Origin of the sequence: Niastella sp., from assembly GCF_045805085.1 — a bacterium.
GTDB lineage: Bacteria > Bacteroidota > Bacteroidia > Chitinophagales > Chitinophagaceae > Niastella.
This window is the reverse complement of record NZ_JBJMLX010000362.1, coordinates 1-13,179: the sequence shown is the minus strand read 5'-3', so window position 1 is coordinate 13,179 and position 13,179 is coordinate 1. Positions and strand designations below refer to the sequence as shown.

10 protein-coding genes are annotated in these 13,179 nt (G+C 42.4%); 3 read left to right on the top strand and 7 right to left on the bottom strand.

What is annotated here, in order from left to right; translation table 11 throughout:
* The first annotated feature begins 551 nt into the window (after nt 1-551).
* From ACJ751_RS18760 to ACJ751_RS18750, 3 genes are all read left to right on the top strand, one after another.
* A complete protein-coding gene (locus ACJ751_RS18760; RefSeq protein WP_407747051.1) occupies nt 552-1,016 on the top strand; it encodes a hypothetical protein in 465 nt (154 codons plus the stop codon).
* 45 nt (nt 1,017-1,061) lie between these two features.
* A complete protein-coding gene (locus ACJ751_RS18755) occupies nt 1,062-1,277 on the top strand; it encodes a hypothetical protein (RefSeq protein WP_407747050.1) in 216 nt (71 codons plus the stop codon).
* A gap of 139 nt (nt 1,278-1,416) precedes the next feature.
* Nucleotides 1,417-1,629, top strand: coding sequence for a YtxH domain-containing protein (locus ACJ751_RS18750; protein WP_407747049.1), 213 nt, complete (start codon nt 1,417-1,419; stop codon nt 1,627-1,629).
* A gap of 177 nt (nt 1,630-1,806) precedes the next feature.
* On the opposite strand, the gene ACJ751_RS18745 is transcribed toward ACJ751_RS18750, so the two are convergent.
* From ACJ751_RS18745 to ACJ751_RS18715, 7 genes are all read right to left on the bottom strand, one after another.
* Nucleotides 1,807-5,571 carry a PKD domain-containing protein gene (locus ACJ751_RS18745; protein ID WP_407747048.1) on the bottom strand — a complete coding sequence of 1,255 codons (3,765 nt, stop codon included), beginning with the start codon at nt 5,569-5,571 and terminating at the stop codon, nt 1,807-1,809.
* A gap of 636 nt (nt 5,572-6,207) precedes the next feature.
* A complete protein-coding gene (locus tag ACJ751_RS18740) occupies nt 6,208-7,038 on the bottom strand; it encodes a polysaccharide deacetylase family protein (RefSeq protein WP_407747047.1) in 831 nt (276 codons plus the stop codon).
* A 39-nt stretch (nt 7,039-7,077) separates the two neighbouring features.
* Entirely contained in the window at nt 7,078-7,908 is an 831-nt protein-coding gene (locus ACJ751_RS18735) for a polysaccharide deacetylase family protein (protein ID WP_407747046.1), read from the bottom strand.
* 114 nt (nt 7,909-8,022) lie between these two features.
* The gene (locus ACJ751_RS18730) at nt 8,023-9,813 is read right to left on the bottom strand and encodes a polysaccharide biosynthesis protein (RefSeq protein WP_407747045.1); all 1,791 of its coding nucleotides are present in this window, start codon (nt 9,811-9,813) and stop codon (nt 8,023-8,025) included.
* A gap of 668 nt (nt 9,814-10,481) precedes the next feature.
* The gene (locus tag ACJ751_RS18725; protein WP_407747044.1) at nt 10,482-11,519 is read right to left on the bottom strand and encodes a glycosyltransferase; all 1,038 of its coding nucleotides are present in this window, start codon (nt 11,517-11,519) and stop codon (nt 10,482-10,484) included.
* A gap of 18 nt (nt 11,520-11,537) precedes the next feature.
* On the bottom strand, nt 11,538-12,701 hold the full coding sequence (locus ACJ751_RS18720; protein ID WP_407747043.1) for a DegT/DnrJ/EryC1/StrS family aminotransferase: 1,164 nt from the start codon (nt 12,699-12,701) through the stop codon (nt 11,538-11,540).
* Nucleotides 12,702-12,800: 99 nt separating this feature from the next.
* Nucleotides 12,801-13,179, bottom strand: a 379-nt coding sequence (locus ACJ751_RS18715) for an acetyltransferase (RefSeq protein ID WP_407747042.1), incomplete at its 5' end; no start/stop codon positions are given.

Below are 13,179 nucleotides of genomic sequence, written 5' to 3'. Positions count from 1 at the left end.
TCATTATGCAGTATGTAACCTGTTAGCTTGTACACGACAAAGTTTTATACCATAATAGTCCATTAACCTTGTCCACCAGCTAAGCGTAAAAGTAAAGGACTCCTTTGCTTACCTGCACTTAGCCTTAACCTTGTCCTTGAAACCAAGAGCCAATAGCGAGTAAAAGAGCTGTCAAGCGCTTTCCATAAAACCTCTTTACACTCTTTTGCTCCTTGCGCTCCTGGTTACAACCTTATCCGGAAAAAGTACCTTGTCCTAATGGTTACCTTGTCCTATGACGCAACCCTTGGGTCGGGAGGGTAAAAGAGGCAACTCCCGGCACTAATGCTCCTCAGTTTGCTTGCCTTATCCTTCAATACCTTATCCACCCATGCATTACCATGGGCCATAAAGCAGTGTAAAAGAATCATTAAACCCAGGGAGGGAATCAACAATGGTTCCCTCCTTTGTTTACAACTCTCCTATCTTATTCATTTGCACTGCTGTAGATTAATCTCTACACCCTTCTTCCCTATTGGGCATGAAATTTTAGCGAATAGTAAAAAGAGTATATGACGCTGAAAGCTTTTTACTGGAAGTATTCTGTGTGGGCGGCAATACTTAATACACTAAGCATTGTTGTTTTCCTCCTCAATCGACAATATCAAAATACCTGGTTGCTATATGTAGGTAATCTCCTGTTTTCTGCTGTTGTATTGATAGGTGTGTTCAGGGGTTATCACCGGGTACATGACTCGGCCAGTGTACGGTCATCCACCATGATGGGGATCAAGATCACCATCTATGGCATATTACTGGCTATTCTGATGTGCGTGGTAGTACTGGTCATTAATTCAATATTCACCGGGTTAAATGACAGGAGCGAGCCAGCTCAAAGTGGACGGGGCGATGTATTGTTCATCATTCTCTCCAGCACTATTGCCATTAACGCCATATTAGGCGCCCTGGCGGCAGTAATTGGCGCTACTGTAGTGAAGAAGAACCAAAAGACTGAAGCTGGTAAAACATTGTATTAAGGTTACACAACTATAGCCCTTTTTTGCTCATACAAATCAATCAACATGAAACTGATAGGCATCTTACTGATCGTCATTGGCATTCTTATGATCATTCTGAAAGAAGTAAACTTCACCACTAAAAAAGAAGTGGCCGATCTGGGTCCTATTGAGATAAAGAAAAAAGAACAACATACGCTGGCCTGGCCATTGTATGCAGGTATTGGGATTGCAGCCTGTGGGGTGATTGTACTGGCTGCCGGCAGCCGTAAAACATCGTAACCTGTTCTTCCCTCAATGGGGATTTTTATGGACAGTAACCTATCTATACAATCTTATAGGTCAAGGAATTAATTGCGGAATAGGATTTGAAGTCTAATAACCATACAACATATCTATTACTTATTTAAAATTTATAATCATGAGTACAACAACTAAAGTTATCCTGGGCCTGGTAGGCGCTGCTGCTGTAGGCGCTGCAGTGGGAATGTTATTAGCTCCGGAAAAAGGAAGCGACATCAGAAAGAATCTTAAAGATTCAGCCGGTAAATGGTCTGACAAATTAAGCGAAGTGTGGCAAAATGGTAAAAAAGCTGCCGATAAAGCCTCTTCTCGGATGCAAACCGAAATGTAAGATTCCGGTTTCAACGCCGAAAAACCATATCCGGGCAGGCCTCTGGCCTGCTCTTTTTTTGCCTTACCTCGCAAAAACAATAACAGGGAAGATCAAACTGTCTCTGCTGCCCACTATAAAAAAAGCTTCCCTCGGCTGAGCCGGGGGAAGCTTTTTTATTTAGATCCGAAATACTGATTAATTCTTCAACAGTTTTATAAGTGCTTTTTGTGAACCCTGAACACAAAAAGCGGTATAAAGTCCCGGACGCCAGTATCCGCCTAAAGTGAACGTTGTATTGCTGGCTACCTCATACATTTTCATAAACTTACCCGATACATCGTAAATGTAAATGTAAACAGGATCAGTATTGGAACTGGAAATTTTCAGCTTGAATGAAGTAGTGGTTGGGTTGGGCGAAGCAACTACCTTTAATATTCCAGTTGATGGCACTTTTGCATCCAGCACGGTTACAGTAACTGTATCGGTACCTGTAGCCCCATTATCATCAGTAACTGTAAGTCTGAATACATAGGTTCCTGGTTGCATATTGGAGAGCACTGTAGTTGAGGCCAGCGGTGTTAATAAACTAAAGGTTGTAGGACCACTTATTTTCACCCATTTGTATGAAATGATCTTGCCATCAACATCAGTAGAAGCTGATCCATCAAGCGGTATGCCTGCTGAGGGTAGCTGAACGGTGATATCATCGCCTGCCCTGGCAATTGGCGCCTGGTTACCAGGAGATGCAGTATCGTTTACAACGATTGTAACATCATCTTTGGCTGTAGCACCGCTGTTGTCGGTTACAGTTAAACTGAAAACATAGGTACCAACTACCAGGTTACTTGCCACTGCGGTAGAACCGGTACTGGTAATCAGGGCAGTATTGGGTCCACTTGATTGTGACCATACGTATTTTACAATAGAACCATCAGGATCTTTCGAGGCAGAACCAATCAAATTAACACTTTTTGTTGGCAGTATAATTACCTGGTCTGGACCCGCATCGGCTATGGGCGCTTGGTTGGTTGGTGTAGGGGAATTACTTACAAATACGTTCACATCATCATAAGCCGCAGCACCCTTGTCGTCAGTTACTGTTAAGCGGAACACATAAGTACCGACAACCAGTCCAGTCACTAACGTTGCTGGAGAACTCGCATCGTTAAAATTAGAGCCTGCAGGTCCGCTTAATATCGACCATGCATATTTTATAATAGTGCCATCGGGGTCTTTTGATGCTCCACCATTCAGCTGTGCGCTGGTGGTAGGCAATGAAACATTTATATCAGCACCTGCATTGGCTACTGGCGCCAGGTTAGCGGCCAGCACAGTTACAGTTACATCGTCTGAAGCAGAAGCCCCTTTATCGTCGGTTACAGTTAATCTGAATACAAATACACCTACACCCAGACCTGTTGCGGTTGTGGTAGCTGATCCGGCATTGGTGATGCTGAACTGTGATGGACCAGCAATTTTTGTCCATGCCCATGTTACAATGGAGCCATCAGCATCCTTAGAGGCTGATCCATCCAGTTTAACAAAGTTTGTTGGCAGGGTAATAGTTATATCGGAACCTGCATAGGCAACAGGCGCCTGATTGGATGGCGGTTGGCTGATCGGGGAAGAAAACAGCTGGCACATGGGAACATATTCCTGTGGCAGACTGGCACTTGACCACGACAGTTCCAGTCCACTGCGACTGTCTGAGTTAGCATATTCCAGCTTGATATCATATTTCTGTCCGGCGACCAGGTTTATGGGTGTTGTAAAATAATCGGTCGGATAATCTTCCACCCATTTATCGATTACCAGTTTGCCATCGATCCAAAGGCGATGATTGCCACCCGCGTATAGATCAAATGTATACGCTTCTGAAAACTGAGCCATTATCTGACCCGTCCATCGCATTGAATAAGTGACACCGGGAATTTTATGATGAACGCCCAAAGACATCCATTCCTGAAAAACTATATAGGGATCGATTCTTGTAAATACGAGGTTCGAAAGGTTGGCATCCTTGTAATATTCACCTTTCAATCCATTTCCATTACCCCAGATAGTAGGAGCAAAAGGGGCAATATTTGTTTTACCTGAGTGGGTAAGTTCATAAGACTGGCCGCTTGTCGGCTGCACTCTGAAAACCTCCTTAGGACCTGCATCTGAGCTCAGATACAAGTCAGTCGCACTTGTGGGGGCGGCCAATGTACCACCAGCTGTACCAGCTATGGTGCATTGGATAACATCCAGCCTTTTTGCACCGTCGGGTGATTGATTAATTACAGCTGCTTTTTTATGACCGGTTATTGTACAATTTCTCATAAATACCGGAAATGGCCCGTCAAGAGGTCCTTCATTCATTATCATGGCGTAATCCAGTCCAGCCGCATCAATGATAAGGTTCTCATATCTTGCCCGGTTGCTGTTTAAAGAAGCGGCCATCACTATTATGGGAGCATTGTAAAGCTGCCCGTTGCGATAGCAGTATGAATTTACGTAAGCGCCACCAAAGATACCTGCATCGCAATTATATACAACAAAGTCTTCAATAACGTGGTGCTGTTCGTTATTTTGCCATGACACCAAACCACCTTCGCAGTTATGGGCCATATTATGGTTAAAGGTCCAGGTACTTGTTATTGCACCTTCATCCCACAAATAGGCGCCTCCTAAGCGATAATCACCTGGGTTACCTACTACTACATTATTGGTACACACATTGTCATCGCCTATACCCAGTAAAAAACCTGTTACAGTTAATGAGTTGGCCGATCCCGGTATAAACTTGGTCAAAGCTACTATGTTGCCATCCCATACAGATTCATGGGTAAACTCTTGCGCGTCCCACCAAAATGCATGTTCAGTAACATTGTAAGCTACATTACCCTTCATGGTAATCCCATTCGACACGTGCGGTACATAGGAATGGCTGTCAGTATCGCGGATCACACATCCTTCTACCATTGATCCTATACTGGCATCATCGCAGTGGTGAAAGTGTATACCATATCTTCCCAATACAAATTCGGTTACGGAGCCGTTCGCTTTGCGGGGCCCCATATAGCGGATCTGCACATACCTGATAGTTTGGGGAACTGAAGAGCGAATGAAAATATGTACACGGCCATTGGCTGTTCCCTCAATACGTACATTACGGGTAAGATTTATTACTTCGGCCGTCCAGATGTTATTGATCTGCGGATGAACACGAATGGTTGCCGCGTTCAATGTAATAGATGATCCTGAAATGCTATTGATGGTACGGTCTTCAAATCCGGTAAGATAAGCGTCACCAACACTGGGCGCCTGGGTAGGCGCAATGGTAATGCTGTCACCAGCCTGCCAGCCTGCTGGCGTGCTGTTCAATGAAACAGCAGTAGTGCCTGATGCAATACTGCCGGCCGCGCGGGTAAACGAAGTTTTTGCAGAACCTACTAAATTAAGAACACCAGATCCCATTACCCACAAACCAACGTCTGTTGGCAATACATCCATGCCGCCACCAATATATTTGCTCATGTCTACATTGATGAATTGCAATAATTGAACAACACTGGCAGAAGAGGGGGTCATTTGTAATGTTCCTTCAACCACAACATTGCCTGAAGATTGCAAGGTTGTGCTTTTGCTGCTATCAAATTGTAAGGTGGCTCCGCTGCTTACACTTACACCTGCATAGCTTGCCGTGGTTAAATCGTATGTAACTGTATGACCTGATGAAATGAGTGGAATATCTGAAGACACAGGTAATTTGCCGCCCCATGTGCCCGGATCAGACCAATTGCCTGATTTTACTGTGGAGATAGAACCTTCTAGTGCGAATGTTTGTCGGGGCGCGCACTTAACTACGCTGGCACGGATTTCTTGCTTCTTCGCCCCCAACTGAGTAGCAATAGCTACTCCAGCAGCAGTCAAAGAAGTGTCACGGAGGAATTTCCTTCGAGTAGTGTTGTGATTCATAGGGATATTTTTACGTTTTTCTTAAAGAGTAATTTCACGAGTAGCTCAACAAACATGATGCCCAAATATTTGTTCTATAAAAGATTCATAAAAAAATAGACTTAAGTCAAATACATTTCTTGAATTGAAATATGATGTGATCTTTTTGCCTTTTTAAAATACTCATCTTCATAGAACTCGCTACCGTACTGGTATATATTATAAACTGCACACAATAAAAAAAAGTATGTTGAAAAATTCTAGATTTCAAAATGCAGTAATGATTGGTATGTCTACAGCGTAAACATACTATTTCGTTATGGAGTTATTACTAATTTTCACTAAGCGCTTGTACTTAGTTAAATGTGGAAAACAGCTGGCTAACAGGAATCTAAGAAAATAAAGTAGAAGATGGAATTGTACGATAAGTTTGAGAAAAACGAGGAACTGAAGTGAAATGGTGGGAAACAAAAAAGCCAGTTCCATTAAATTTTAATTTAATAGAACTGGCAGAACATATAATATATACAAAGAAGAAGAAAACGCAATCAAATGCCCGTCATATTAATTGTAATAAAAACATTTCACCGGGCTGCTACCTAAAACGACGAGTGAAAAACTTTTGTGGTTACTTATAAACCATTTGCAGCAATTGGTCTATTTCATTATACTTTCTAAGCGGTTGAAGATCTTAATAAAGCCCCACACCGCTACTTTGAACTTCCATAAAGGAAACAGTCCGCTCACATGAATACGACTTATAAAGAATGGATTTTTAATAGGTAATTTATCAACCCAGTTGCTTACCCTGAACGCCAGCCTCATGCCATTTTGCTTCATCAGCTCAAACATTGCTGCGCGTTTATTGTCATCGTTCTGGTTATATGCCCCGTAGATATAAGCATGGCAAGGTTGAACCGGAATTCCAAGTTCCTGCAACCGCTCCTTTGTTTTCCTGAGATCGATCTCTATTTCAGGCAGGCTCAACGCAGCGTAGCTCTGGTGGCTGTATGAATGAGATCCAAACTGCACCAGATCCTTACTCATTTCAAGCGCCTCATCAACATACATGAATTCACCCATTGGATTCGGCGACAGGTGTTTATTATCCGGTGATTGAATAAACCCAGCCACCAGAAAGATGTTCGCCCGGATATTATACTCTTTCAAAAGCGGATAAAGATTGGTAAAATTATCCCGGTATCCGTCGTCAAGCGTGATCATTACGGGTTTGGCCGGTAATGGCTTTTTTTGCTCAACATACTCTAGCAGGTCACTGATAAAAATAGTGGTATAGCCATTTTTGTTCAGGTATTCAAACTGCTTACGCAACTGACCAGTAGTTACGTTATGCCAATCGTAATTGTTTCCGACGCTTATATTATGATAATTTAATACAGGTAAGCCGCCGAAAAAAGAGCTCATTTCAATGAACAGAAATGCCGCAACCAGAACCAGGCCTGTAATCCCAATAAGCAGATAGATCATCTTTAAATCCCTTTAAGTTGTGATCCAATACCCACTGCCCTATTTGAATGTCTTTTTAAGTCGTTGTGAAATTCTTATAAATCCTGTCAATACCATTTTAAATTCTCCTATAGTATAAGTGCCACTTATATGAAAGCGGTTAAGTATTAACCTTTTCGACAGATCTAAAGGCAGGCGGTTCAGTCTGTCGCCCACTTTAAAGGCATAGCGAACACCGTGCTTTTTAAAAATGCCGAACACCTCAGCCTGTTTTACCAGGTCATCTTTAAAGTAATAGGCATATGGATAGGCAAAAACCGGTTGATAGGGTATTCCAAGCTCCTCGAGCCGTTGTTTTGATGCCCGCGTATCTTCATCGATCTCTGCCAAAGTAAGTTCATGTAAATTTTTGTGGTACATGGTGTGCAGGCCAATTTGAACATGCTCTTTACAGATCTCCTTTACCTCTTCCAGCGTCATAAACTCCCCTTCGGCGCGGGGCCCCAGGTTGTCGGGCGTTTGAACAAAACCGGCCACAAGGAACACATTCGCCTTGCAATTGAACTCCTTTAATAAAGGATACATGTCGGTATAATTATCCCTGAACCCATCTTCCAATGCAATTATCAACGGCTTCGGCGGCAAAGGCTTTCCCTTTTCAACATAATCGATCATGTCGCTTAAAAAGATGGTATTGTACCCCTTTTGGATAATGTATTCAAGTTGCTCACGCATGCTGGAAGTAGCAACCGTATAATAATCAGCCTTTTTGATGCTGCTGATCCTATGATACACCAGCACGGGTAACCCCTTGAAAAAGGGCCCTGCATATAAGTACATAAGAATATAGCACATTACCAGGAATGCGACAGGTATTATTATATATACCATTGATTGGGGTGTTGTGGTGAGGTAAATAAAGAAGTAAACAGGCAACAACTAACAATACATTGTCAGACGGGTCCCATCAATACACTATAGTTGCTGCCTGTTGTGCGTGGTGTTTCAATCGGCGGCCCCTGTGTAGGCCTTATTAAGTTGTAAATCGAGTTTTTCGTATTGAGAGTTCTTGCTCTTGAATTCAGGAACAAGTTCTTTCATCTTCTTTACAATGCCATAATTGTCTTCGAGGCGGCCCATGCTGATCAATTCTTCAATATCTCTCACCACTTTATGTGAGCAAGGGATGATCTTGGCGATCTTGATCTTCTCGTGGTGCGTAGGCAATGTTTTCTCTTTCTCGTTCAACAACTCCTCGTACAATTTTTCGCCGGGACGCAAACCACTAAACACGATCTTGATATCTTCATCGGGTGTTAAACCGGCCAGGCGGATCATCTTCAATGCCAGGTCAACGATCTTTACCGGTTTACCCATATCGAATATAAATATTTCTGACCCCTTACCCATGATGGCCGCTTCCATAACCAATTGAACCGCTTCAGGGATGGTCATAAAGTAGCGGGTGATCTCAGGATGAGTTACTGTAACCGGGCCACCATTCTGGATCTGCTGCCTGAACCTTGGGATCACAGAACCATTTGAGCCCAGTACATTACCAAAACGGGTAGTTATGAATTTGGTCTTTGTACTTCCGTTCATCCCGCCTTTGGCATCGCCATTGATGAGGCCCATAATGGTTTGATCGACCAGGTTATCTGCCACACTGCTCAATGACTGTACATACATCTCTGCGATCCGTTTTGAAGTACCCATTACATTGGTAGGGTTCACGGCCTTATCGGTTGAGATCATCACAAACTTATGTACGTTGTATAAAACTGACAGGTCGGCAATGATCTTGGTTCCCATTACGTTGGTAAGAATGGCCTCAGACGGATGTCTTTCCATCATAGGCACATGCTTGTAAGCTGCAGCATGGAAAACAAAATGTGGGCGATATTCCCGGAAAGGGATCTGCATCCGGTTGCGATCGCGGATATTGCCGATAAAGATCTTTATATCTGAACCCTGGAATTTCTCTTCCATCTCCAGCTGAATTTCATGCAAGGGTGATTCAGCCTGATCGCACAACACCACCATTTCAGGACCGAATGACAACACCTGGCGTACAATTTCAGAACCAATGGAACCAGCCGCACCGGTGATAAGAATTCTTTTACCGCTTAACTCGCTCGAAATTTTTTCGTTATTGATATTGATGGGCTCGCGTTGCAACAGGTCTTCGATTCGCAACTCCTGAATTTGTTTCAGGCTCAGCTTACCATAGATCCATTGGTCAGAAGGGGGAACAGTAAGCACCTTGATACCGAACTGCAAACATTTTTCAATCACCACTTTTTTATCCTTGCTGTCGAGCTGTTCGTTCATCAGGATCAGCTTATCGATCTTTTTCTTTGTTTTAAGCAAAGGCAACTCCCTGATGGAGTAAACCCTTTTCTGCTGAATGGTTACATTGGCCTTATTGATATCTGTTTCAACAAAACCGGCAATTACAAATTTGTTGGTAATGCTCGATTCGATGGCCTGTTTTACACACATGGCTTCGCTATCGCTGCCATAGATCAACACATTTTCTTTTAAAACAATGGCATTATGCTTTACATAATAATAAAACGCACGAACCATTGAGCGCAGCATCATGTGCAGGGTACAGCTGATGAAGAAGTTTATCAGCAATACACCGGGGATGTTAAGACTATTGATATGATATTCCCGGTTCACGATAAATAGTACTGCAACCGGAAATAAAACACCGGTGATCAATACTGCCAGGGAAATCCGCATCATATCGTGCACATTCGAGAAGCGCAGCATACCCGTGTGTATGCGCATTAAATAAAATACCGGCAACGAAAGTGCACAGTAAAGAAATGTATACACAAAAAAGTGCCCACGCAAAATTGCGGAGAACTGAAATTGCTTTACGACAAAATATGATAATGTAAAAGAGAATCCGGTAATAACCAGATCTATTATCAATATAACCCATCTGGGCACAGGCCTGGAGAATGACAAAAACTTCTTCATGCTATTAGCAATAAGTTTACAGGTTGATTGTTCCGAACACGTGGATTTTCCAGGAAATAAATGGAACGACCATGCGTGATAAGCAAATGATGGCCAAGCGAAATATGGATATTACGCAGGAAATATGGATCCAGAAATTATATACGCACAGAAAAATGGATTGTATCTAGGGGATGTTCAAAGGATTACCACCACTACAACAACATATAACCGCTTTTACACGAGGATATTGATATTGGAGACTAAATTGGAAAGGAAAAGATGGATTTGAAAATGGGAGACATTTCAAAGGATTATCGATTGGATTTAGAGGGGGTCTTAAATCAGACGAAAGGTACACAAGATATTTGACTTTAATAAACTTTTTGCATCATTTTTTAAGTGTAATTCCTTATCCCCATTTACCATTACAACTAACTGGTAGTCTTTTAAAACCCCGTCGGGTATTGCACGCTGTAAAGGAACAAGTAAAATTACGCTACCACTAATGCTTTTTGGAAAGCAGTTGCATGAATGGCCGAAATGACCTTGCCCGGTGTCAAATACTTTTCAAAGTAAGCCAGCGCATTTTGCTCTAACTCCATTCGCTGTTCTTTATGGGAAACCAGCCAGGAGATGGCCTCTTTTAATTCGGTATGAACATCTTTTATTTCCAGATAATGGGTACCGGCCATAAAGTTACCGGGTAATATCCTGTTAATAGGGGTAGTAATAATAGCTTTTCCAAGCGCAAAATATTCACCCAGCTTCCATCCCAGACAGTCGTGCACGGCAGGCGTATTTATTACTACGGTAGATAACTTCAAATGTTCGAGGTATGATCTGTGGTTATACAGTTTGCTGGCTGAATAATTTTCCAACCCTTCAAACGGCCCTAACCGCCGTCTTGAAAATCCACCTTCAAAAGAAATTACTTTCTCCTTATCGAGGTCTTTTAAAATAGTAATGATTTCCTTTCTGAGGTTTGTTACTGTAGTATGCTTTTTCCAGGGATAGTTCAGATAAAACAGGTAATTGTCCCTGGAAGCCTTTCTGTTGGCATACACATCAAATGAGCACCTTTTCATTGACTGATGTGTAAAAACCCTGAAGTAAGGATTTTTTATTCCGGCATTCCTGTACAGCTTCCAGGATAATTTAAGATAGGCCGGAAGGCTGAAATAATTTATTCCAAAATTGGGGCCCACGGGAAGCACTTTCGGATATTTTTGCAGGGTGGTTTCATCTACATTCACCTTTGCATAAACATCTACCATTTCATACACCGTATCGTTTACGTCACATTTATCATTGGCGGCAATACATATTTTCGATACGCTGCCATTAACCCATATTTCGTAATAGAAAAATTCCTTCCTGTATGGTCCATTTACAAATTCCCTGAACCGGAGAAATCTGTCTTCGAATGAAAATTCAATTGTAAAATCCTTATAAAAATCATGCAACCCCTTTATATAAAACTCGTAATACCAGGGATCAAACAAGGGGCACATTAAGATCTTCTTTTCCATGTTGAGCGTTTAAAAGGATTAGACAGAGGTTTTAATTAAATGGGGCACTCCAACATAATCATATATGGTGGAAACGGTGGAAACAATTCTTTCCAGATCGGTAATAGAAAGGTTAGAACCGGAAGGCAAACATAAACCAATATCAAAAAGCCGTTCACTGGTATCCTTTCCATAATAAGGTGCATCGGCGAATACTGGTTGCAGATGCATGGGTTTCCAAAGCGGGCGGCAATCAATATCATTTTCATTTAAGCATAAACGCAGGTCTTCCCGGGTAAAATTGCTGTTCTTTACAAGAATGGCAGTAAGCCAGTGATTGGAATAATAACTCTTACCCGGCTCTTCAAGGAATTCAATACCTTCTATAGTTGCAAATGCCTTTTTATAATATTGATAATTACTGCGGCGTTGCTGAACCCGTAAAGGCAATACTTCCATTTGTCCCCGACCAATACCGGCGGCAACATTGCTCATCCGGTAATTATAACCAATATGCGAATGCTCATAGTGAGGAGCAGCATCCCGCGCCTGGGAGCTTAAAAAACGCGCCTTGTTAACATAGTCGGTATTAGTTGAAACAAGCGCTCCGCCCCCCGACGTGGTAATGATCTTATTACCATTAAAAGATAAAATGCCAATATCCCCAAATGTTCCAATTGCTTTCCCGTTAAATGTAGACCCTAATGCCTCGGCAGCATCTTCCACCACAGGAATTCCATATTTGCGGGCTATGGCCATAATTTCATCTATACGCGCGGGCATTCCATACAAATGAACTACAATAATTGCTTTAGGCGTTTTTCCCTTTTTTATTCTATCCTGTATAGCCTCTTCCAGGTATTCAGGCGACATATTCCATGTACTTTCTTCACTGTCAACAAATACAGGGGTTGCTCCCTGGTAAGCTATAGGATTAGCCGATGCCGCGAAAGTCATTGACTGGCAGATCACTTCATCGCCTGTTTTTATTCCCAAAATTATCAATGCCATATGCAATGCTGCTGTGCCTGAGCTCATTGCAGCCACATGTACATTATGTCCCAGATAAGTTTCGAGATCATGTTCAAAACCGTTCACATTCGGACCCAGGGGTGCAATCCAGTTTGAAGCAAATGCTTCCTGAACATAAATCATTTCTTTTTCTCCCATGTGAGGAGACGACAACCAGATTTTCTCTTTCATGGATTACAACTTAATTTAGCAAATTATAACGCTTTTGCAGATAATACAATTCCTACCAGGTTACTTTATTCTACCGACAACCTATTTTTCTACAATTCCTCAGGACTGATTCATTTTAACTACTCTTCCGGGGTTTCCTACCACTACTGCGTAATCAGGCACATCCCGGATGATTACTGCTCCCGCCCCCACCATCGCCCATTTACCTATGGTAATATTTTGCATCACACAAGCACCGATGCCTACCTGTGTTCCCTCGCCCACTTTTACATTTCCTGCCAGCGCGGCATTGGGAGAAATATGAACGAAGTCGGCTATCACACAATCATGATCCACAGAACAATTTGTATTCAGGATCACATGCCGGCCGATGTTACTGTGTACGTTCACTGAAACATTTGCCATTACAACTGTTCCTTCGCCAACAACAGCGCGCGGCGAAATTATTGCAGCAGGATGAACAGCACTGGCAAATGGC